Here is a 22,532-nt window from a genome sequence, read left to right as displayed (position 1 = left end):
AATTCAGTATGTCTTGTTAATATTGAGGGCACCATGACTCCAGTAAAAGTGTGGCAAGAGCGCGTTGAGATCTCGACTTATGAAACCGGGCCGCAGGATATACACCCTATGTTCCTGGAAAATCGCGTTTATCAGGGATCGTCCGGCGCGGTTTATCCCTACGGCGTGACCGATACGCTAAGCGAGCAGAAAGTCCTGAAATCCTGGCAAGCGGTGTGGCTGGAAAACGACTACATCAAAGTGATGATCCTGCCGGAGTTGGGCGGTCGGGTGCATCGCGCTTGGGATAAAGTGAAACAGCGCGATTTTGTCTATCACAATGAGGTGATTAAACCGGCGCTGGTAGGGCTATTGGGGCCGTGGATTTCGGGCGGGATTGAGTTTAACTGGCCGCAACACCATCGCCCGACCACCTTTATGCCCGTTGATTTCACCCTTGAAGCCCATGAAGACGGCGCACAAACTGTGTGGGTTGGCGAAACGGAGCCGATGCACGGTTTACAGGTGATGACCGGCTTTACGCTGCGCCCTGACCGTGCGGCGCTGGAGATTGCCAGCCGCGTCTATAACGGCAATGCCACGCCGCGTCATTTCTTGTGGTGGGCCAACCCGGCAGTGAAAGGTGGCGAAGGGCATCAGAGCGTTTTCCCGCCGGATGTAACGGCGGTGTTTGATCACGGCAAACGGGCTGTTTCAGCTTTCCCTATCGCTACCGGCACTTACTACAAAGTGGACTACTCCGCCGGAGTGGATATTTCTCGCTATAAAAATGTGCCAGTGCCGACTTCGTATATGGCCGAAAAATCGCAGTACGATTTTGTTGGCGCATGGTGTCACGATGAAGATGGCGGTTTGCTACACGTTGCCAACCACCACATCGCGCCAGGTAAAAAACAGTGGAGCTGGGGACACAGTGAATTCGGCCAGGCGTGGGATAAGAGCCTGACCGACAATAACGGCCCGTATATCGAACTGATGACGGGTATTTTTGCCGATAACCAGCCCGATTTTACCTGGCTTGATGCTTACGAAGAGAAGCGTTTCGAGCAGTATTTCCTGCCTTATCATTCTCTGGGCATGGTGCAAAACGCCTCCCGCGATGCGGTGATTAAACTCCAGCGTAGTGAGCGGGGGATTGAGTGGGGGCTGTATGCCATCTCCCCGTTGAACGGATACCGGCTGGCGATCCGCGAAATCGGCAGATGCAACGCGTTACTCGACGATGCCGTTGCTCTGACACCAGCGAACGCCATTCAGGGCGTGTTGCATGGTATCAATCCTGACAGACTAACCATTGAACTCTCCGATGCTGACGGCAATATCGTACTGAGTTATCAGGAACATCAGCCGCAAGAGTTGCCGTTGCCGGACGTCGCCAAAGCGCCACTGGCAGCACAAGACATTACCAGTACAGATGAAGCCTGGTTTATCGGTCAGCATCTGGAGCAATATCATCATGCCAGCCGTTCACCGTTCGATTACTACCTGCGCGGTGTGGCGCTGGACCCACTGGATTATCGCTGTAACCTGGCGTTGGCGATGCTGGAATATAACCGCGCCGACTTCCCGCAAACGGTGGCGTATGCCACTCAGGCGCTGAAACGCGCACATGCGTTGAACAAAAACCCGCAGTGCGGACAGGCGAGTTTAATTCGCGCCAGTGCTTACGAACGTCAGGGGCAATATCAACAAGCCGAAGAGGATTTCTGGCGTGCGGTCTGGAGCGGCAACAGTAAAGCCGGTGGCTATTATGGTCTGGCACGGCTGGCGGCGCGTAATGGTCACTTCGACGCGGGTCTGGATTTTTGCCAACAAAGTCTTCGCGCCTGCCCAACCAATCAGGAAGTGCTTTGCCTGCATAACCTGCTGCTGGTGTTAAGTGGTCGTCAGGACAACGCGCGTTTGCAGCGAGAGAAGTTGCTGCGTGATTATCCGCTGAACGCCACTCTGTGGTGGCTGAACTGGTTCGATGGTCGTAGCGAATCTGCCCTCGTACAGTGGCGAGGTCTGTGTCAGGGACGCGACGTTAACGCCCTGATGACCGCCGGGCAACTGATTAACTGGGGCATGCCCGCTCTGGCGGCAGAGATGCTGAACGCACTGGACTGTCAGCGCACGCTACCGCTTTACCTGCAAGCCAGTTTGCTGCTAAAAGCTGAACGCGGAGAACTGGTCGCAAAAGCTATTGATGTCTTCCCGCAGTTTGTCCGTTTCCCTAATACGCTGGAAGAGGTTGCGGCGCTGGAGAGTATTGAAGAGTGCTGGTTTGCCCGTCATTTACTGGCCTGCTTTTACTACAACAAGCGCAGCTACGGCAAAGCCATTGCCTTATGGCAGCGTTGCGTTGAGATGTCGCCGGAGTTTGCCGACGGATGGCGTGGGCTGGCAATCCATGCGTGGAATAAGCAACACGATTATGAACTGGCTGCGCGTTATCTTGATAATGCTTATCAGCTTGCGCCGCAGGATGCACGTCTGCTTTTCGAACGGGATTTGCTTGATAAGTTAAGTGGAGCCACACCGGAGAAACGACTGGCGCGTCTGGAAAATAATCTGGAAATTGCGCTGAAACGCGACGACATGACCGCAGAACTGCTCAATTTGTGGCATCTCACGGGTCAGGCCGACAAAGCGGCAGAGATTCTCGCCACGCGCAAATTCCACCCGTGGGAAGGCGGGGAAGGGAAGGTCACCAGCCAGTTTATCCTCAACCAGTTATTACGCGCCTGGCAGCATCTTGATGCCAGAGAGCCGCAGCAGGCCAGCGAACTGCTTCATGCCGCGCTGCATTATCCGGAGAATTTAAGCGAAGGCCGTTTACCGGGGCAAACTGACAACGACATCTGGTTCTGGCAGGCGATATGTGCCAAAGCCCAGGGCGATGAAACTGCAGCGACGCGTTGTTTACGTCTGGCGGCGACGGGTGATCGCACCATTAACATCCACAGTTATTACAACGATCAACCGGTTGATTATCTCTTCTGGCAAGGGATGGCGCTGCGATTACTGGGCGAACAACAAACCGCACAGCAACTGTTTAGTGAAATGAAACAGTGGGCGCAAGAGATGGCAAAAACCAGTATCGAAGCGGATTTCTTTGCCGTCTCGCAGCCTGACTTGTTGTCGCTGTATGGCGATTTACAACAGCAACATAAAGAAAAATGTCTGATGGTGGCGATGCTGGCGGCTGCGGGATTAGGCGAGATTGCGCAATACGAATCTGCTCGCGCTGAATTGACGGCGATTAATCCAGCCTGGCCGAAAGCGGCATTATTTACCACCGTGATGCCTTTTATTTTTAGCTACGTTCACTAAACACTATTAACTGTAATATTTGAGCGGCACGCGCTGCCGCTCACGCTCAAATAATTAAAATAAGCCGTTGTAAATAAAAACCCTACAGGAGGCACTATGCCTAAAAAAATGAGAACAACCCGTAATCTATTATTAATGGCTACGCTATTAGGTAGCGCTTTATTTGCCAGGGCTGCGGATAAAGAAATGACCATTGGCGCAATATACCTTGATACCCAGGGATATTACGCTGGAGTGCGCCAGGGCGTTCAGGATGCGGCAAAAGATTCTTCAGTACAGGTACAGTTAATTGAAACTAACGCCCAGGGCGATATTTCGAAAGAAAGTACCTTTGTTGATACCCTCGTGGCGCGTAATGTCGATGCCATTATTTTATCGGCAGTGTCTGAAAATGGCAGTAGCCGTACCGTTCGTCGCGCCAGTGAAGCGGGTATTCCGGTGATTTGCTACAACACCTGTATTAATCAAAAAGGTGTCGATAAATATGTCTCGGCGTATCTGGTCGGCGATCCGCTGGAATTTGGTAAAAAACTGGGTAACGCTGCCGCCGATTATTTTATTGCCAACAAAATTGACCAGCCGAAAATTGCCGTCATCAATTGCGAAGCCTTTGAAGTTTGTGTGCAGCGCCGTAAAGGGTTTGAAGAAGTATTAAAAATCCGTGTTCCCGGCGCGCAAATTGTCGCTAATCAGGAGGGGACTGTTTTAGATAAAGCGATTTCTGTTGGTGAAAAACTGATTATCTCCACGCCAGATCTCAACGCCATTATGGGGGAATCGGGTGGAGCGACACTCGGCGCGGTAAAAGCGGTACGTAATCAAAATCAGGCTGGAAAAATTGCCGTTTTCGGTTCGGATATGACCACTGAAATTGCACAGGAACTGGAAAATAACCAGGTGCTGAAAGCGGTAGTGGATATTTCCGGTAAGAAAATGGGCAATGCTGTTTTCGCGCAAACATTGAAGGTTATCAATAAACAAGCCGACGGTGAAAAAGTGATTCAGGTACCAATCGATCTCTATACCAAAACGGAAGACGGTAAACAGTGGCTGGCAACGCACGTTGATGGTCTGCCCTAATCGCTGATTCGCAGAGGTCCCTATGTTCACGGCAACAGAGGCAGTTCCGGTAGCAAAAGTGGTGGCAGGAAATAAGCGTTACCCCGGCGTCGTTGCGCTGGATAACGTTAACTTTACGCTCAATAAAGGCGAAGTTCGCGCGCTGTTAGGCAAAAACGGTGCGGGAAAATCGACCCTCATTCGAATGCTTACCGGTAGCGAACGTCCGGATAGCGGTGATATCTGGATTGGCGAGACGCGACTGGAAGGCGACGAAGCTACGCTGACTCGCCGTGCCGCTGAACTGGGGGTACGCGCGGTTTATCAGGAATTAAGTCTGGTGGAAGGGCTGACAGTGGCGGAAAACCTCTGCCTCGGTCAGTGGCCCCGCCGCAACGGCATGATTGATTACCTGCAAATGGCGCAGGACGCCCAACGTTGCTTGCAGGCGTTGGGCGTTGACGTTAGTCCTGAACAACTTGTTTCAACACTAAGCCCGGCGCAAAAGCAGCTGGTGGAAATTGCGCGGGTGATGAAGGGCGAGCCGCGCGTGGTCATTCTTGATGAACCCACCAGCTCGCTTGCCAGTGCGGAAGTTGAACTGGTGATAAGCGCCGTGAAAAAGATGTCGGCACTGGGCGTGGCGGTGATTTATGTCAGCCACCGGATGGAAGAAATTCGCCGCATTGCCTCCTGTGCCACCGTTATGCGCGATGGTCAGGTGGCGGGCGATGTGATGCTCGAAAACACCTCTACGCATCATATTGTGTCGCTAATGCTCGGGCGCGATCACGTTGATATTGCGCCGGTTGCCCCTCAGGAAATTATGGATCAAGCCGTGCTGGAAGTCCGTGCGTTACGCCATAAGCCCAAGCTGGAGAATATCAGCTTTACGCTACGTCGTGGCGAAGTGCTCGGCATTGCTGGCCTGCTGGGGGCAGGGCGCAGTGAATTGCTGAAGGCGATTGTTGGACTGGAGACGTATGAACAGGGCGAAATTGTTATCAACGGCGAGAAAATCACGCGCCCCGATTACGGCGAGATGCTGAAACGCGGCATTGGCTATACGCCAGAAAACCGCAAAGAAGCGGGGATCATTCCCTGGCTGGGCGTTGACGAAAATACGGTACTGACCAATCGGCAAAAAATCAGCGCCAACGGTGTGCTGCAATGGTCCACCATCCGCCGCCTGACCGAAGAGGTGATGCAGCGGATGACGGTCAAGGCCGCCAGTAGCGAAACGCCCATCGGCACGCTTTCTGGCGGCAATCAGCAAAAAGTGGTGATCGGTCGTTGGGTCTATGCCGCCAGCCAGATTTTATTGCTCGACGAGCCAACGCGCGGCGTCGATATCGAAGCCAAACAGCAGATTTACCGTATTGTCCGCGAGCTGGCTGCCGAAGGGAAAAGCGTGGTGTTTATCTCCAGTGAAGTGGAGGAGTTGCCGCTGGTGTGCGACCGCATCCTGTTATTACAGCACGGTACGTTCTCGCAGGAGTTTCACTCGCCGGTCAATGTGGATGAGCTGATGTCCGCCATTCTGTCTGTGCACTGATGAATTTTACCGAGGAACCTGAAGATGTCTGCTTCGTCATTATCATTGCCGCAGGGCAAGAGCGTCTCGCTCAAACAATTTGTCAGTCGCCATATTAATGAGATTGGTTTGCTGGTGGTAATCGCCATTCTTTATCTGGTCTTCTCCCTGAACGCACCGGGCTTTATCTCATTGAATAACCAAATGAACGTGCTGCGCGATGCTGCCACCATCGGGATCGCCGCCTGGGCAATGACGCTGATTATTATCTCCGGTGAAATTGATGTCAGCGTTGGACCAATGGTGGCTTTTGTCTCGGTGTGCCTGGCATTTTTGCTGCAATTTGACGTTCCGCTGGCGATTGCTTGTCTGCTGGTGTTGCTGTTAGGCGCGCTGATGGGGACGCTGGCGGGCGTGCTGCGCGGCGTGTTTAACGTGCCCAGTTTCGTTGCCACGCTGGGGCTGTGGAGCGCCCTGCGCGGAATGGGGCTGTTTATGACTAACGCCCTGCCAGTGCCGATTGACGAAAACGAGGTACTGGACTGGCTGGGGGGACAATTTCTCGGTGTGCCAGTATCCGCGCTGATCATGATGGTGTTGTTTGCACTGTTTGTGTTCATCAGCCGCAAAACCGCCTTCGGGCGCTCGGTTTTTGCTGTTGGCGGTAATGCGACGGCAGCGCAGTTGTGCGGTATCAACGTTCGTCGGGTGCGCATTCTTATTTTTACCCTTTCGGGATTATTAGCGGCGGTGACCGGCATTTTGCTGGCAGCTCGCCTCGGTTCTGGTAACGCAGGTGCGGCAAACGGTCTGGAGTTTGACGTCATCGCTGCGGTCGTGGTCGGCGGTACGGCACTTTCCGGCGGTCGCGGTTCCTTGTTCGGTACGTTGCTTGGTGTGCTGGTGATTACGCTAATCGGTAACGGTCTGGTGTTGCTCGGGATTAACTCTTTTTTCCAGCAGGTGGTGCGCGGCGTCATCATCGTGGTGGCGGTCCTGGCGAATATCTTGCTGACCCAGCGAAGCAGTAAAGCGACACGCTAAACCTTAACGCCCCTGGCGCGGGTGCGGCAGGGATGAAAATTAATCGTATTGTTAATGAGGGAATTATGAAAACGATGCTGGCAGCTTATTTACCAGGAAATTCGACCGTCGATCTGCGGGAAGTTGCGGTGCCTACGCCGGGGATTAACCAGGTACTGATTAAAATGAAATCCTCCGGGATTTGCGGAAGCGATGTCCACTATATCTATCATCAGCACCGTGCCACGGCGGCGGCGCCCGATAAACCGTTATACCAGGGATTTATCAATGGTCATGAACCGTGCGGGCAAATTGTGGCGATGGGGCAAGGTTGTCGCCATTTTAAAGAGGGCGACCGCGTGCTGGTGTATCACATTTCTGGCTGTGGTTTTTGCCCGAACTGCCGTCGCGGTTTTCCTATCTCTTGTACTGGCGAAGGAAAAGCCGCTTACGGCTGGCAGCGTGACGGCGGTCATGCCGAATACCTGCTGGCGGAAGAAAAAGATCTGATCCTCCTGCCGGACGCGCTGAGCTATGAAGATGGTGCGTTTATCAGTTGCGGCGTTGGTACAGCGTATGAAGGGATTTTGCGCGGCGAAGTTTCCGGCAGTGATAACGTGCTGGTGGTCGGTCTGGGGCCGGTCGGCATGATGGCGATGATGCTGGCGAAAGGTCGCGGTGCAAAAAGGATCATCGGCGTTGATATGCTGCCGGAACGTCTGGCAATGGCGAAACAGTTAGGGGTGATGGATCATGGTTATTTAGCAACCACTGAAGGTCTGCCGCAGATTATCGCCGAACTTACCCACGGCGGCGCGGATGTTGCGCTCGATTGTTCCGGTAATGCCGCAGGTCGCTTACTGGCGTTGCAATCCACTGCTGACTGGGGACGGGTGGTTTACATCGGGGAAACCGGAAAAGTGGAGTTCGAGGTTAGCGCTGATCTGATGCATCATCAACGGCGGATTATTGGCTCCTGGGTGACCAGTCTGTTCCATATGGAAAAATGCGCCCACGATTTAACGGACTGGAAACTGTGGCCGCGTAACGCCATTACCCACCGCTTCACGCTGGAACAGGCAGGTGATGCCTATGCGCTGATGGCGAGCGGCAAATGCGGGAAAGTTGTGATTAACTTCCCGGATTAAGGAGTCAGCGGATGACCATCTATACCTTATCTCACGGGCCGCTAAAGCTGGACGTTTCTGACCGGGGCGGCGTCATCGAAGGCTTCTGGCGTGACGTGACGCCGCTCTTACGTCCCGGTAAAAAAAGCGGTGTGGCAACCGATGCCTCTTGTTTTCCGCTGGTGCCGTTTGCAAACCGGGTGAGCGGCAACCATTTTGTCTGGCAGGGGCGTGAGTATCAACTGCAACCGAATATTGAATGGGATGCGCACTATCTGCACGGCGACGGCTGGCTGGGCGAGTGGCAATGTGTCTCGCGCAGCGATGAAAGCTTGTGTCTGGTATATGAACATCGCACAGGTATTTATCAGTATCGGGTAAGTCAGGCGTTTCATTTAACGGCAGATACGCTGACGGTGACGCTCTCTGTCACCAACCAAGGGACAGAGACGCTGCCATTTGGTACCGGCTGGCATCCTTATTTTCCGTTGTCGTCGCAAACGCGGATTCAGGCACAGGCGAGCGGTTACTGGCTGGAACGGGAGCAGTGGCTGGCGGGGGAGTTTTGCAAGCAGCTACCGCAGCAGCTGGATTTCAACCAGCTCGCGCCGTTGCCGCGCCAGTGGGTAAACAATGGCTTTGCCGGATGGAATGGTCAGGCCCGCATTGAGCAGCCGCAGGAGAGTTATGCCATCATCATGGAAACGACGCCGCCGGCACCGTGTTATTTCATCTTTGTTTCCGATCCGGCGTTTGATAAAGGATATGCGTTTGATTTCTTCTGTCTGGAACCGATGAGCCATGCGCCGGATGACCATCATCGCCCGGAAGGAGGTGACCTCATTGCGCTTGCGCCGGGGGAATCAACAACGTCAGAGATGTCGTTGCGGGTGGAGTTGCTGTAATTTATAAAATGCCGGATGCACAAGCCTACGGGGTAATTTCGATTTTGTAGCACTCGGCGGACTATGCCTGATGCGACGCTTGCCGCGTCTTATCAGGCCTACAATCGGTGTTGGAACGGTAGGCCGGATCTGGCGTTCACGCCGCATCCGGCATCTTTCCTAACGTCGATCGAGAGAAATCGCTCCAGGCCCGGTAATCGCCAGCAGCAGGAATGCGCCTGCAATGCTGATATTCTTCCAGAAATTAATCATATTTGGCCCGACGGCATCGCCGGTCATATCCCAGTAATGGTGACCAATTACCGCTGTACCCAGCGTGTAGAAAATAAACAGCACCGCCAGCGGACGGGTGAAAAAGCCAAGCACGATTAAAATCGCGGCGGGCACTTCCATAACTACCGCAATAATCGCTGCCAGCATCGGCATTGGCGCGCCCAGCGAGGCCATATATTGGACCGTACCGTCAAAGCCCATCATTTTGGGAAAACCAAAAATAATGAAAATTAAGACCACGGCGATACGGGCAATTAATAACAAAACGGGGCGGGCAGCACCAAAATCAAAATAACGTAGTGTGTTCATAACCAATCCCTTTGCAAGATAATGTGATTTAAACGTAATACACACTCTGGTACCTCGCCACGCCCCAGGCGTTGAGATATTCGCTAATTATCCTGGTTACAGTGATTTAAGCGCGATGTCCTCATCTATCAGCAGTTTCGCATCAAACGTTTTGCCGCTCTGGATCCATTTGCGGATTGGGCGAATCTCACGGCCCTGATTCAGCGTGACTGCACCGATAAGCACGCCGTTTTGCAGATTAAACCAAATCGCCTTCTGAGTTTCCGGGTTGCCACGACAAATCCAGTCATCGCCACGCATATCGCCAATAAACTGTAAGTTATCACTGTACTGATCGCTCCAGAACCACGGCGGCGGCAGTCGCGGAAGCGGTAGCCCCAACATTGAGGCAGCGGCAATTTGCGCCTGGTTATTGGCGTTTTCCCAGCTTTCGCAGCGGTGTAGTGCACCATTATCAAGACGGGTGATTGCCACATCGCCACCGGCAAAGATCGCGGGATCGCAGGTGCGGCAAGCTTCATCAATGACAATACCATTGGCAGTATCAAGGTTGGCCTCGCGAGCCAGTTGGTCGTTGGCGCTGATACCAATACCGTAAATCACCACATCGGCCCGAAGCGTTTCGCCACTTTGCAGCGTCAGTTCTACTTTTTCACCATCGACCACATGTTCAATGGCATTATTGAGCAGAATGCGCACACCAGCCTGCCGATGGCGCTGCAAAAGATAGCGTTGCACGGGCGGTGGCGCATTACGCCCCATCACTGTTGTCGCCAGCTCAATAACTGTCACTTTACAACCACGCTGTGTGGCGCTGGCCGCCAATTCCAGACCAATAGTTCCGGCACCGACAATTACTACTGACCGTTCGGGCTGCAGAACTTCTCTCAGTCTGGCGGCATCGCCGACATGGCGTAGGGTAAAGCAGCGTTCTCCCAGTGCATCAAGCAACGGCAGTGGTCGGGCTGCCGCGCCCGTTGCTATAAACAGCTGATCCCAGTGCCAGCTTTCGCCGTTGGTTAACACTAACTCTCGTGTGTCGCGGCCCAGCGTTATGATGTTTACACCGGAATGCAAATGAACGTTGTTTTCCTGCCACCAGTGAGCGGGTAACACCTGCTGTAACTGCGGGGAATCTTCCAGCAACATGGATTTCGAGAGCGGGGGGCGTTCATAAGGAAGATGTTGCTCATCGGAAAACAGATGCAGCTCACCGGTGAACCCTTGCTGGCGTAGCGAGGCCGCAGCCATTGCCGCCGCTTGCCCACCACCGACAATAATGATCGTTTTTTCTTTCATCGTGCTTCCTTAAAGATCCAGCCCAGCCGCTACGTGGCGAATGCCGCGAATCGCTAAACCCGCATCAGCGTTGATCATCACACCGCTTAATGCGCGATTATTGCGCCGCGATGCCAACATCACATACGGACCCGTAAAATCCGCCGGTTGCGGGAAAAATTGCAGCGGTAATATGGCGGCAATTTTCTCCGGCGTCAGAGACTGCATTATCGAGGTTTCACTTTGCCCGAGCGCCTGTGGGCCGCGCAGGTCGCTGGCCATACCACACGGGCCGACGCCATTCACCCGCACTTTCGGTGCCAGTTCATAAGCCAGTTGGCGAATAAGTCCGGTTGCGGCATGTTTACTGGCGGTGTACAGCGGGCCACCGCCGCCGGGATACCAGGCGGCATTTGACAGTGTGAAAATCATGCTGCCTTCACTGGCGATTAACGCCGGAGCGCAGGCTTTTGCGCCCAGCAGGTAACCGAGTACGTTGACGTTAAACAGCTCGTGGAAACCGGTTTCGAGCGTCTCTGCGGGAGTATTAACCAGTGAGGCATTGTGATCCCAGATGCCCGCATTGCCGATAAAACAATCCAGCTTGCCGGAACGAGTCAGGATCTGATCGATCGCGCGTTGATAATCGGCATAACAGGTCACGTTGCCTTCCACCGCCAGAATATGTTCACCAAATCGCTGACGCAGACTGGCGACTTTCGCCGCCGACAGTTCCAGCGTGGCAACCTGCGCGCCTTCTTCGATAAATCGCTCGACCAGCGCCAGGCCTAATCCCGATCCGCCGCCGGTAATAAAGATGGACTCGTTATGCAGATCGCTCATGGCTGCGCCTCCGGTAAGTCGATGAAGATGTCACCACCTTCAACGTGTACTGGATAAGTGGTTAGCGGATCGGTGGCGGGCAGGCATAATGCTTTCCCCGTTTTCAGGCAAAAACTGGCGGCGTGCAGCGGGCACTCCACCGTGGCGTCATCTTCCAGATACCCTTCTGACATCGACGCATTACCATGGCTGCAACGATCGTTAATGGCATAAAACTCGCCGCCCACGTTGAACAAGGCGATGACGGGCGAGGTATCTATCCGGAGAGCCTCACCCTCCGGCACATCCGCAACGGGACACGCATAAATTCGATTCATCAGAACAGTACACTCAGGTTATGGGAAGTGATCACCGCTTGATCCAGGACGATATCCCGTTCCAGCAAGCGCCAGTTGTCATCTTCCAGACGGCGAACTTTGTCGAAACGCGTTCCAACATAGAATGTTTCATCGCGCTCTTTTTGTGCCCGATAAAGTAGATAATTCACCCTTACGGCAAATACGTTTGGGATGTCGGTTTCGCTTACCTGGCAGTTGCTGATTAAGTGACGGGTGCGCGACGGCGGCTCTTCTGCCCAGGCCATGCCCGTTTCCAGACGCGCGATTCGCCGCTCCAGCTGGTCTTTGGTGTCATTAAAAATCCAGGTTGTCGGTGGCTGAACGCCTTTGCGGCGGTCACGCGTTTGCGCGTTAACCGTGGTGCGCATGGTGTAACGAATCTCTTTGTCGAGCTGCGCCAGCCAGTCACGAAATTTCCAGTCATCCAGCAGACTGGCTTCGTGATAGAGAAACTGGCTAATGCGGTGATGTAACTCCAGTGAAACCTGCGCACTCATTTCATCACCTCCTGCTGGTATGCGGCGGTTTTATCGAGCACTTCCTGCCAGCTTTCGCTGCTCAGGAGATCGGCCCAGCGTTGATACATTCCACGGGCGGCCGTTTCTGAGAAGATATAGTTTGTAATGCCTGGAATGCCGTCGTCGCGACGTTTTTCCTGACCAAGCCCCATTTCCAGACACAGTTTGCTGTTGCGGGCGCGGTGACCTTTCAGCAATTTCTGGATTTCACACCAGTTCTCCGAGTCATCCTGCTCGAGAAAACCAGCAGGACCAAAAGCACGAGTGGCGCTGTTTTCAAAAGCGGCTTTAACTTCATCGGAGGCTGCTTTATCAGTAATACAGAACGCCCACACTTCAACTTGATCAGGGCCGCGCGGATGCCAGACGCGGAGTGTGGCAGTGCCGTTGAGCCAGGAAAGCGTGGGGAAAATATTGTTATGACCCGCCAGGCGCAGGGCGCGAACTTCACCTAAACGTTGTTCTGCTTCGGCATAGGTTTCGCGGTAATAGCTGGAAACCGCGCCATCGACCCAGACATTAGCATCCGGTTTTTCAGTAAAGAAGAAACCGCTACCGTGACCGTCCTGACCAAATTGCAGCGCATCTTTGGCGGTTTCCCACACCGGGCGGGCGGTTTGTCCATCACCGAGACGCTTATCGCTGCCATCATCTTTCGCTCCTAATACCTGAACGGCAGAAGCATGGCTGAACAGAGCATGATACTGGTCACTGGCGAACTGCTCTGCCGGGAATTTCCAGTTGCAGTTGATCACCCACTTTTGTACGCCGCCGACAATTTCGGTGCCGCCTTCGCGACGATCCAGCATGCCATCCAGATACCAGGCAATGTCACCCAGGTAATCACGCAGGCCCGGCGCGGAGGTATCCCAGTTGCCAAAAATCAGCCCCTTATAACTCTCCACACAGGGAACTTCGTTTAACCCCCAGTGGGATTTACACAGCCCTTGTGGGTAGGCGCGAGGTTCCAGCGGTACATCAATCAACTCGCCGTTAATACCATAAGACCAGCCATGATACGGGCAGGTAAAGGCGCGAGTGTTGCCGCAATCGGCATAACTCACACGCATGGCTCGATGGCGGCATTGGTTGAGAAACGCCTTGATGCTGCCGTCTTTCTGGCGCACCACGACAACCGCATCTTCTCCCATGTAGGTGTTAAAAAAATCACCGGGTTTAGGGATCTGGCTTTCATGAGCGAGAAACAGCCAGCAACGACCGAAAATGCGCTCAAGCTCCAGTTGGTAAATATCCGGGTCGGTATAAATACGCGGAGTAACCCGACCGTTTTGGGTGTCAATCAGTTGGTAAATGTTCAAATCTGAGGGTGTGGTCATATTTTTTAATCCTGAAAGATAAGATGTATTGACCTTCTATTTTTGTGCCATAAGGATGTTGCTGGTTGGTTGCTGATATGTGAAATAGTTAATTTCTACCAACTGAGACGTTTTTTCGATAACAAGGGGCAGGTGATGGAACTACGGCATTTACGCTATTTCGTCGCAGTGGCGCAGGCACTGAACTTTACCCGTGCGGCGGAAAAACTGCATACCTCACAGCCTTCGTTAAGCAGCCAGATCCGCGATCTCGAAAACTGTGTTGGTGTTCCGCTACTGGTACGTGATAAACGTAAAGTCGCGTTGACGGCGGCGGGAGAATGTTTTCTCCAGGACGCGCAGGCAATCCTGGAACAAGCGGAAAATGCCAAACAACGGGCGCGGAAAATTGTTCAGGAAGATAAGCATTTAATCATCGGTTTTGTGCCATCGGCGGAAGTGAATTTACTGCCAAAAGTATTGCCCATGTTCCGACTGAAACAGCCAGAAACTTTGATCGAATTGGTGAGTTTAATTACCACGGAACAGGAAGAAAAAATTCGCCGTGGTGAACTGGATGTCGGCTTAATGCGCCATCCTGTCTATAGCCCGGAGATTGATTATCTGGAACTTTTTGACGAACCATTAGTGGTGGTGTTGCCGGTTGATCATCCTTTAGCACAAGAAAAAGAGATCACCGCCGCGCAGCTGGATGGCGTGAATTTCGTTAGTACCGATCCGGCGTATTCCGGTTCGCTTGCGCCGATCGTTAAGGAGTGGTTTGCGCAAGAAAACAGCCAGCCGAATATCGTCCAGGTGGCAACCAATATTCTGGTAACGATGAATTTGGTGGGGATGGGGCTTGGCGTAACTTTGATACCCGGTTATATGAATAATTTTAATACCGGGCAGGTGGTATTTCGGCCAATTGCCGGAAATGTGCCTTCCATTGCCCTACTAATGGCGTGGAAGAAAGGCGAAATGAAACCGGCATTACGCGATTTCATCGCCATTGTGCAGGAACGTTTGGCAAGCGTAACGGCATAAATACGCAATAATTTTGCAAGGTGCGTTGTGGGGCGCAGCTTTTTTAGTGCTTGCGAACAGGCGTTACAGACATCGGGAAGCAGGCTCGAATATTCTTATTTTTCAACTTGCACCAACATTCGATTAACCCCAGACTAACGCCTCCTGACGGGAGGGACTCATGGTTTTGCAATCCACGCGCTGGCTGGCGCTCGGTTATTTCACATACTTTTTTAGTTACGGCATTTTTCTACCTTTCTGGAGCGTCTGGCTTAAGGGGATTGGCTTAACGCCAGAAACTATCGGCCTGTTATTGGGGGCTGGTCTGGTTGCCCGTTTTCTCGGGAGTTTGATCATCGCGCCCCGCGTTAGCGATCCTTCCCGCCTGATTTCCGCCTTGCGCGTACTGGCACTGCTGACACTTCTCTTTGCTGTCGCCTTCTGGGCGGGGGCGCATGTAGCGTGGTTGATGGTGGTGATGATTGGCTTTAACCTCTTTTTCTCACCGCTGGTACCGTTGACCGATGCACTGGCGAATACATGGCAAAAACAGTTCCCGCTTGATTACGGCAAAGTGCGACTGTGGGGCTCGGTGGCGTTTGTCATTGGCTCGGCGCTGACAGGCAAACTGGTCAGTATGTTGGATTATCGGGTGATCCTCGCGCTGTTGACGTTGGGCGTGGCGTCCATGCTGCTCGGATTTCTCATTCGTCCAACGATTCAGCCACAAGGGGCTAGCCGTCAGCAGGAGAGCACGGGAGGGCCAGCCTGGCTGACACTGGTCCGCCAGAACTGGCGCTTTCTGGCCTGCGTTTGTTTATTACAGGGAGCGCATGCAGCCTATTACGGTTTTAGCGCTATTTACTGGCAGGCAGCTGGGTATTCTGCTTCAGCGGTGGGCTATTTGTGGTCGCTGGGCGTGGTGGCAGAAGTCATTATTTTTGCGCTGAGTAATAAACTTTTCCGCCGTTGTAGTGCACGCGATATGCTGCTGATCTCGGCGATTAGCGGCGTAATGCGCTGGGGAATTATGGGAGCAACGACGGCGTTGCCGTGGTTGATAGTGGTGCAAATTCTGCATTGCGGCACCTTCACGGTCTGCCACCTGGCGGCCATGCGTTATATTGCCGCCCGCCAGGGTAGCGAAGTCATTCGTTTGCAGGCGGTTTACTCTGCCGTTGCAATGGGCGGTAGTATCGCCATCATGACCGCCTTCGCCGGTTTCCTGTATCAATATCTGGGCCACGGCGTGTTCTGGGTGATGGCGCTGGTGGCGCTTCCGGCAATGTTCTTGCGCCCGAAAGTTGTTCCCTCATGCTGATTCGAGCATTTTGCGGATCTGCTCCTGTTGGTGTGTTGTCAGCGTCAGATCTGTGTAGATCAGCGGTGGTGAAAAGAGCGGTAACGGCGTGGTGTAAGGCGCAATAATCAGTGCCGCGCCGCGTGGAGCACCTCTCTGCAAAAATGCTTTTACCGACATATGCTTAATGTTGAGCGGCAGTAACGTTAGTTCACGTAACTGCTGCTCAATCTGCGCTTCACGCTCGCTATCATTCCCGGTCAGTAGAATAATCTGTTTTTCATGCAGGTCGTTTTCCTGCATTAGCCAGGCACCGAAAATCACCGCGACCAGACCGCTTTCCTCATCAGAAAGATGGACGCTGTATTCACTTTCAAATCCGGTCAGCGCCGCGCGGGTGGTGCGCACCAGGCGTGGGTACAGTCTGGAGAACTCTTCTGGCAGGGTGTTATCAATACCGATGGCAAACAAACTGCGATTTAACGCCTGGGCGAGGTGAGTATAAAGCTGATCGCATAACCCCTGTTCATCATAAAAACGAACATTTCCCAGCTCACGAAAATGGTTTACCAGACGTTTGATAGACTGACGCAATTGTCTATCCCGCTGATGCGCATCCCGAATTGGATCGGGAACTCGCAACATGGAAAAAAGTAATGCCATAAATAGTGGCTCATCAGGCGGTACAGGCTGGAGCGCCCGACGCTGCCAGTGGCGTCCAATTTCCTGCGCTACCTGAAATTCCAGGCAGGATTCTGCCCAGCGACGTTGGAGCGGATTAAACTGAGGCGTAATGCCAGCGTGGTGTTGCAGCAAGCAATATTGCAGATACAGACACAGGAAATGAATATCGCGCGATTCAAAGCGTTTTTGTAGCCGTCGAGAGCAGAGATTTACTAACGCTTGTAGATTGGTATCGTCGTAAAAGTTACGCGAAATTCCGCGCCGCTTTAGTTCACTCTTCAGAGCGGGTGTGAATTGGCTGGTAATAAATGACGGACACAGACGGAAACCACGTCGTAGCCAATGAAATAAACACAAACGTTGGTTAAGCACTGTGCCTTCAACCCGGTAGCTACCGTCATAACCAGTAGTCAGTGTGAGTTGATGATAGCGCAGGATCTCCCGTCCTGTTTCGCTGATATCAAGACTGGCAATATCATCATCCACACCATTAAGCTTGCTGAAGGTTGCCGTGGTGGCGGTCAACCCCGGCTGAAAGAGTGTCAGCAAGATCTGGCAGCGGCGCTGGGGAGCCGAAAGGACAGATGGTGAAGCAAGCGTAGGCATCATCTGTAGATCTCCCATAAGCATAATTGATAAGAATAGCTAAAGTTTGCCCAGGGAAATGGCGAAGGGAATGCTAATCATCAGAAATGTTGGCAAGCGTCACAGAATTTTTCTCATCTTAAACTGTTCTGACCAGTGGATTAGCTTGTCTAAAGGTGGATTTGTGAATGATTATCGCGCTAGCGATCATGGGTTAGTTCTGCGGATTCAACGCGCTAAGGATAAAATCCACTATTTGTTCGCGATAAACATCACCGTGACGATCGGAAAAAGCATCAATGTGTTCGCCGTCAGGGATTAAGATTAAACGTTTTGGCTCTTTTGCCAGATCATACAACTTTTGGCTGTGCTGCCATGGGATAACGTGATCGGCCTTACCGTGAATGAGTAAAACTGGGATCGGGCTGACGCTGGCGATGTAATTTTCGCCGCTGTAACTCTCATCAAGTAAGTAGCCACTGCCGGGGATCATCTGGTTGGCAATGGTTGCATAAGAGGCAAATGTGGAGTCGAGGATCACTGCACGTATGCCCTCACGATCACCCTGACCAACGACATCAAGAATATTCGCCCCGCCAATACTCTGCCCGAACAGCACCAGTCGTTGTGGGTTTACATCACTGCGATGGCGCACCACATTGATGGCACTTAGCGTATCGTCCAACAATCCGGCCTGAGACGGCGTGCCTTTTGATTTACCAAACCCGCGATAATCAAACATAAAAACGTTGAAATTACGCTCGGGTAACCAACTGACCAGCGGCCAGTGGGCGGACATATTTCCGGCATTGCCGTGAGCATGAATGATGGTTGCGATGGCGTTGTCAGCGGGGCCTGTCGAAGAAGGGATAAACCAGCCTTGCAAACGAGTACCGTCCTTAGCTGTAAATTCGACGGATTCCGCCAACCAGGGGTCGGGGCCGTAAATTTTGTCGTCGGGATAATAGAAGAAGTTGATGGCAACGCGCGGCACTAAATAAACGCAGAAGGCAACAACAAAGAGAATAAACAGAATTTTGAGAACGCGTGTGTTCACTGGCAGTGCCATAACCTTTCCTTGCGACTTCTTTATCATCCATTAATCGGGGAAAGATGGTGGGAGAGTGACGAAAGAAAGTAAAGCAGTGAGGAAGCATTTCGGAATAGCGCCTGAAAGGCGAGGGCGGGTGAGAGAAATCACCCGCCAGAGAAATTAACGCTTCAGGGCGTCGCTTAACTCGTCACGCATGTTCGCCAGCATGGCTTTAACAACGCGCGGGTTACCGGCAACGATGTTACCGGTCAGCATGTAGTTATGACCACCGGTGAAGTCGCTGACGATGCCGCCCGCTTCACGAACCAGTAGCTCGCCTGCGGCGAAATCCCACGGACGCAGACCGATTTCAAAGAAACCGTCAACACGACCTGCGGCAACGTAAGCCAGATCCAGCGCCGCAGAACCAGTACGACGGAAGTCTGCACATTCGTTGAACAGTTTGCCGACGATGTTGATGTAAGTGGTAGCGTACTGTTTTGCTTTGAACGGGAAGCCGGTCGCCAGAATAGTACCGTCGAGATCGCGAGCGGTGCTGCCGCGCAGACGGTAGCCGTTCAGCTGTGCGCCCTGACCGCGAGTCGCGGTGAACAGTTCGTTACGCATAGGATCATAAACCACAGCAACTTCAGTGCGGCCTTTGATACGAACGGCAATAGATACCGCGAAGTGCGGCAGGCGTTTGATAAAGTTGGTAGTGCCATCCAGTGGATCGATAACCCATTGAACATCCTGATCGGTACCTTCAAGTTCACCGCTTTCTTCGGTGATGATGGTGTGCTGTGGGTAAGATTTACGAATCGTGTCGATAATCACCGCTTCGGCAGCTTTATCTACGTTGGTCACGAAATCGTTACTGCCTTTCTGGCTCGCTTCTACAGCGTCCGGGGTTTCATAGTTTTTGGCAATTAAATTACCCGCCTTGCGCGCTGCGCGCACGGCGATGTTCAGCATCGGATGCATCGGTCTCTCTCACTGGATGTTAAAGAACGGGAAAACGGCGCAGAGTATAGCAGCGAGATCGGCATCTGTCTTCGTTTTATGATAAGATGCGCAAATAATCTTTAGACGAAGAAAGACAATGCTGCAAAATATTCGAATTGTGCTGGTGGAGACGTCACACACCGGCAATATGGGTTCTGTTGCCCGTGCCATGAAAACAATGGGCTTAACCAATCTGTGGCTGGTTAATCCATTGGTGAAACCTGACTCCCAGGCGATTGCTCTGGCTGCAGGGGCCAGCGATGTGATTGGTAATGCTCACATTGTCGATACACTCGACGAAGCGTTAGCCGGTTGTAGCCTGGTGGTTGGCACCAGCGCACGTTCCCGCACGCTGCCGTGGCCGATGCTCGACCCGCGCGAATGCGGTTTGAAAAGCGTCGCTGAAGCGGCAAATACGCCGGTGGCACTGGTTTTTGGTCGTGAGCGCGTTGGCTTGACCAATGAAGAGTTGCAAAAGTGCCATTATCATGTCGCCATTGCCGCTAACCCGGAATACAGTTCGCTGAACCTGGCGATGGCTGTTCAGGTTATTGCCTATGAAGTGCGCATGGCCTGGCTGGCGACTCAGGAGAACAGCGAGCAGGTTGAACATGACGAGACGCCGTATCCGCTGGTCGATGATCTGGAACGTTTTTACGGTCATCTTGAACAAACGCTGCTGGCAACCGGCTTTATCCGTGAAAACCATCCGGGGCAGGTGATGAATAAGCTGCGTCGTCTGTTTACCCGTGCGCGCCCGGAAAGCCAGGAGTTGAATATCCTGCGCGGGATTCTGGCTTCTATTGAGCAGCAGAATAAAGGTAACAAGGCCGAATAACCGAGGTTGCCTGATACGGCGCTTAACGCGTCTTGTCAGGCCTACATTGTACTGAACCCCTGGTCGGATAAAGTGTTTACGCCGCACCCGACAACAGGTACAAACGCCACGATAAAAAAATGGCACTGAAGGTTAAATACCCGACTAAATCAGTCAAGTAAATAGTTGACCAATTTACTCGGGAATGTCAGACTTGACCCTGCTATGCAATACCCCCACTTTTACAATAAAAAACCCCGGGCAGGGGCGAGTTTGAGGTGAAGTAAGACATGAGACTGACATCTAAAGGGCGCTATGCCGTGACCGCAATGCTTGACGTTGCGCTCAACTCTGAAGCGGGCCCGGTACCGTTGGCTGATATTTCCGAACGTCAGGGAATTTCCCTTTCTTATCTGGAACAACTGTTTTCCCGTCTGCGTAAAAATGGTCTGGTTTCCAGCGTACGCGGGCCAGGCGGTGGTTATTTGTTAGGCAAAGATGCCAGCAGCATCGCCGTTGGCGAAGTAATTAGCGCCGTTGATGAATCTGTAGATGCTACCCGTTGTCAGGGTAAAGGCGGCTGCCAGGGGGGCGATAAATGCCTGACCCACGCGCTGTGGCGTGATTTGAGCGACCGCCTCACCGGTTTTCTCAACAACATAACTTTAGGCGAACTGGTTAATAACCAGGAAGTGCTGGATGTATCTGGTCGTCAGCATACTCACGACGCGCCACGCACCCGCACACAAGACGCGATCGACGTTAAGTTACGCGCTTAATTTAACCGTCCTGTTTCGTGTTGCATCTGCGTTGACTGCACATACTCACTCCGGTCACTTACTTATGTAAGCTCCCGGAGATTCGTAAGTTTGTCAACTTGCTGAAACCCGAAACAGTTAGGTTAAAGATAACAAGATATTAGAATCAGGCCGGGGCGTCTCGCGCTCCGTAAACACGGTCGTACATCCAGCCGGTAGCCTGGTTCCTTGCATTGAGTGATGTACGGAGTTTATAGAGCAATGAAATTACCGATTTATCTCGACTACTCCGCAACCACGCCGGTGGACCCGCGTGTTGCCGAGAAAATGATGCAGTTTATGACGATGGACGGAACCTTTGGTAACCCGGCCTCCCGTTCTCACCGTTTCGGCTGGCAGGCTGAAGAAGCGGTAGATATCGCTCGTAATCAGATTGCCGATCTGGTTGGCGCTGATCCGCGTGAAATTGTCTTTACCTCTGGTGCTACCGAATCTGACAACCTGGCGATCAAAGGTGCTGCTAACTTTTATCAGAAAAAAGGCAAGCACATCATCACCAGCAAAACCGAACACAAAGCGGTACTGGATACCTGCCGTCAGCTGGAGCGCGAAGGTTTTGAAGTCACTTACCTGGCACCGCAGCGTAACGGTATTATCGACCTGAAAGAACTCGAAGCAGCGATGCGTGACGACACCATCCTTGTTTCCATCATGCACGTAAATAACGAAATCGGCGTGGTGCAGGATATCGCGGCTATCGGCGAAATGTGCCGTGCTCGTGGCATTATCTATCACGTTGATGCAACCCAGAGCGTGGGCAAACTGCCTATCGACCTGAGCCAGTTGAAAGTTGACCTGATGTCTTTCTCCGGTCACAAAATCTACGGCCCGAAAGGTATCGGTGCGCTGTATGTGCGTCGTAAACCGCGTGTACGTATCGAAGCACAAATGCACGGCGGCGGTCACGAGCGCGGTATGCGTTCCGGTACTCTGCCTGTTCACCAGATCGTCGGGATGGGCGAAGCCTATCGCATCGCAAAAGAAGAGATGGCGACCGAGATGGAACGTTTGCGCGGCCTGCGTAACCGTCTGTGGAACGGCATCAAAGATATCGAAGAAGTTTACCTGAACGGTGACCTGGAACACGGTGCGCCGAACATTCTCAACGTCAGCTTCAATTACGTTGAAGGTGAGTCGCTGATTATGGCACTGAAAGACCTCGCGGTTTCTTCCGGTTCCGCCTGTACGTCGGCAAGCCTCGAACCGTCCTACGTGCTGCGCGCGCTGGGGCTGAACGACGAGCTGGCACATAGCTCTATCCGTTTCTCTTTAGGTCGTTTTACTACTGAAGAAGAGATCGACTACACCATCGAGTTAGTTCGTAAATCCATCGGTCGTCTGCGTGACCTTTCTCCGCTGTGGGAAATGTACAAGCAGGGCGTGGATCTGAACAGCATCGAATGGGCACATCATTAATCGGTATCGG

Annotated in this window: 20 protein-coding genes; 11 read left to right on the top strand and 9 right to left on the bottom strand. The window is 52.7% G+C overall.

What is annotated here, in order from left to right:
* The first annotated feature begins 33 nt into the window (after positions 1-33).
* From HEN33_RS10135 to HEN33_RS10110, 6 genes are all read left to right on the top strand, one after another.
* Positions 34-3,315, top strand: a complete 3,282-nt coding sequence (locus HEN33_RS10135) for a DUF5107 domain-containing protein (protein WP_176263819.1) — start codon at positions 34-36, stop codon at positions 3,313-3,315.
* Between the two features lie 96 nt (positions 3,316-3,411).
* A complete protein-coding gene (locus HEN33_RS10130) occupies positions 3,412-4,395 on the top strand; it encodes a substrate-binding domain-containing protein (RefSeq protein ID WP_176263818.1) in 984 nt (327 codons plus the stop codon).
* A 22-nt stretch (positions 4,396-4,417) separates the two neighbouring features.
* Positions 4,418-5,929 carry a sugar ABC transporter ATP-binding protein gene (locus tag HEN33_RS10125; RefSeq protein WP_176263817.1) on the top strand — a complete coding sequence of 504 codons (1,512 nt, stop codon included), beginning with the start codon at positions 4,418-4,420 and terminating at the stop codon, positions 5,927-5,929.
* Between the two features lie 24 nt (positions 5,930-5,953).
* Complete coding sequence (locus HEN33_RS10120; protein ID WP_176263816.1) at positions 5,954-6,952, top strand: ABC transporter permease; 999 nt, start codon at positions 5,954-5,956, stop codon at positions 6,950-6,952.
* A 32-nt stretch (positions 6,953-6,984) separates the two neighbouring features.
* Positions 6,985-8,079, top strand: a complete 1,095-nt coding sequence (locus tag HEN33_RS10115) for a zinc-dependent alcohol dehydrogenase family protein (protein ID WP_000700837.1) — start codon at positions 6,985-6,987, stop codon at positions 8,077-8,079.
* 11 nt (positions 8,080-8,090) lie between these two features.
* Positions 8,091-8,963 carry an aldose 1-epimerase gene (locus tag HEN33_RS10110; protein WP_176263815.1) on the top strand — a complete coding sequence of 291 codons (873 nt, stop codon included), beginning with the start codon at positions 8,091-8,093 and terminating at the stop codon, positions 8,961-8,963.
* A gap of 159 nt (positions 8,964-9,122) precedes the next feature.
* On the opposite strand, the gene HEN33_RS10105 is transcribed toward HEN33_RS10110, so the two are convergent.
* From HEN33_RS10105 to hcaE, 6 genes are all read right to left on the bottom strand, one after another.
* On the bottom strand, positions 9,123-9,545 hold the full coding sequence (locus HEN33_RS10105; protein WP_032264704.1) for a DoxX family protein: 423 nt from the start codon (positions 9,543-9,545) through the stop codon (positions 9,123-9,125).
* 96 nt (positions 9,546-9,641) lie between these two features.
* Entirely contained in the window at positions 9,642-10,844 is a 1,203-nt protein-coding gene (gene hcaD / locus HEN33_RS10100; protein ID WP_176263814.1) for a phenylpropionate dioxygenase ferredoxin reductase subunit, read from the bottom strand.
* A 9-nt stretch (positions 10,845-10,853) separates the two neighbouring features.
* Positions 10,854-11,666, bottom strand: coding sequence for a 3-phenylpropionate-dihydrodiol/cinnamic acid-dihydrodiol dehydrogenase (gene hcaB, locus HEN33_RS10095; RefSeq protein ID WP_001281367.1), 813 nt, complete (start codon positions 11,664-11,666; stop codon positions 10,854-10,856).
* Positions 11,663-11,983 carry a bifunctional 3-phenylpropionate/cinnamic acid dioxygenase ferredoxin subunit gene (locus HEN33_RS10090; RefSeq protein ID WP_001080102.1) on the bottom strand — a complete coding sequence of 107 codons (321 nt, stop codon included), beginning with the start codon at positions 11,981-11,983 and terminating at the stop codon, positions 11,663-11,665. The genes hcaB and HEN33_RS10090 overlap by 4 nt, the downstream gene beginning before the upstream one ends.
* A complete protein-coding gene (gene hcaF, locus HEN33_RS10085; protein ID WP_105288180.1) occupies positions 11,983-12,501 on the bottom strand; it encodes a 3-phenylpropionate/cinnamic acid dioxygenase subunit beta in 519 nt (172 codons plus the stop codon). Before hcaF ends, HEN33_RS10090 begins: the two co-directional genes overlap by 1 nt.
* Positions 12,498-13,859, bottom strand: coding sequence for a 3-phenylpropionate/cinnamic acid dioxygenase subunit alpha (gene hcaE / locus HEN33_RS10080; RefSeq protein ID WP_000211172.1), 1,362 nt, complete (start codon positions 13,857-13,859; stop codon positions 12,498-12,500). Before hcaE ends, hcaF begins: the two co-directional genes overlap by 4 nt.
* A 135-nt stretch (positions 13,860-13,994) precedes the next feature.
* On the opposite strand from hcaE, the gene hcaR reads away from it, so the two are divergent.
* Positions 13,995-14,885, top strand: a complete 891-nt coding sequence (gene hcaR / locus HEN33_RS10075; RefSeq protein ID WP_000423269.1) for a DNA-binding transcriptional regulator HcaR — start codon at positions 13,995-13,997, stop codon at positions 14,883-14,885.
* Positions 14,886-15,045: 160 nt separating this feature from the next.
* Complete coding sequence (locus HEN33_RS10070) at positions 15,046-16,185, top strand: 3-phenylpropionate MFS transporter (RefSeq protein WP_176263813.1); 1,140 nt, start codon at positions 15,046-15,048, stop codon at positions 16,183-16,185.
* Here HEN33_RS10070 and csiE read toward each other — a convergent pair.
* The 3 genes from csiE to suhB all read right to left on the bottom strand — a co-directional run bounded on the left by csiE (position 16,177) and on the right by suhB (position 19,450).
* Positions 16,177-17,457, bottom strand: coding sequence for a stationary phase inducible protein CsiE (csiE, locus tag HEN33_RS10065; protein ID WP_032184892.1), 1,281 nt, complete (start codon positions 17,455-17,457; stop codon positions 16,177-16,179). The genes HEN33_RS10070 and csiE overlap by 9 nt on opposite strands.
* A 190-nt stretch (positions 17,458-17,647) precedes the next feature.
* Positions 17,648-18,502, bottom strand: a complete 855-nt coding sequence (locus HEN33_RS10060) for an alpha/beta hydrolase (protein WP_176263812.1) — start codon at positions 18,500-18,502, stop codon at positions 17,648-17,650.
* Positions 18,503-18,646: 144 nt separating this feature from the next.
* Complete coding sequence (gene suhB / locus HEN33_RS10055) at positions 18,647-19,450, bottom strand: inositol-1-monophosphatase (RefSeq protein ID WP_000553451.1); 804 nt, start codon at positions 19,448-19,450, stop codon at positions 18,647-18,649.
* Between the two features lie 118 nt (positions 19,451-19,568).
* On the opposite strand from suhB, the gene trmJ reads away from it, so the two are divergent.
* From trmJ to iscS, 3 genes are all read left to right on the top strand, one after another.
* Positions 19,569-20,309, top strand: coding sequence for a tRNA (cytosine(32)/uridine(32)-2'-O)-methyltransferase TrmJ (gene trmJ / locus HEN33_RS10050; RefSeq protein ID WP_000940023.1), 741 nt, complete (start codon positions 19,569-19,571; stop codon positions 20,307-20,309).
* Between the two features lie 269 nt (positions 20,310-20,578).
* Complete coding sequence (gene iscR / locus HEN33_RS10045) at positions 20,579-21,067, top strand: Fe-S cluster assembly transcriptional regulator IscR (protein WP_001241357.1); 489 nt, start codon at positions 20,579-20,581, stop codon at positions 21,065-21,067.
* Positions 21,068-21,307: 240 nt separating this feature from the next.
* Positions 21,308-22,522 carry a cysteine desulfurase gene (gene iscS, locus HEN33_RS10040; protein ID WP_001295373.1) on the top strand — a complete coding sequence of 405 codons (1,215 nt, stop codon included), beginning with the start codon at positions 21,308-21,310 and terminating at the stop codon, positions 22,520-22,522.
* Positions 22,523-22,532 lie beyond the last annotated feature (10 nt).

Source organism: Escherichia sp. 94.0001, assembly GCF_013369155.2.
In the GTDB taxonomy this organism is placed as follows: domain Bacteria; phylum Pseudomonadota; class Gammaproteobacteria; order Enterobacterales; family Enterobacteriaceae; genus Escherichia; species Escherichia coli_F.
The sequence above is the reverse complement of the archived record's forward strand: the minus strand, read 5'-3'. Positions and strand labels throughout refer to the sequence as shown.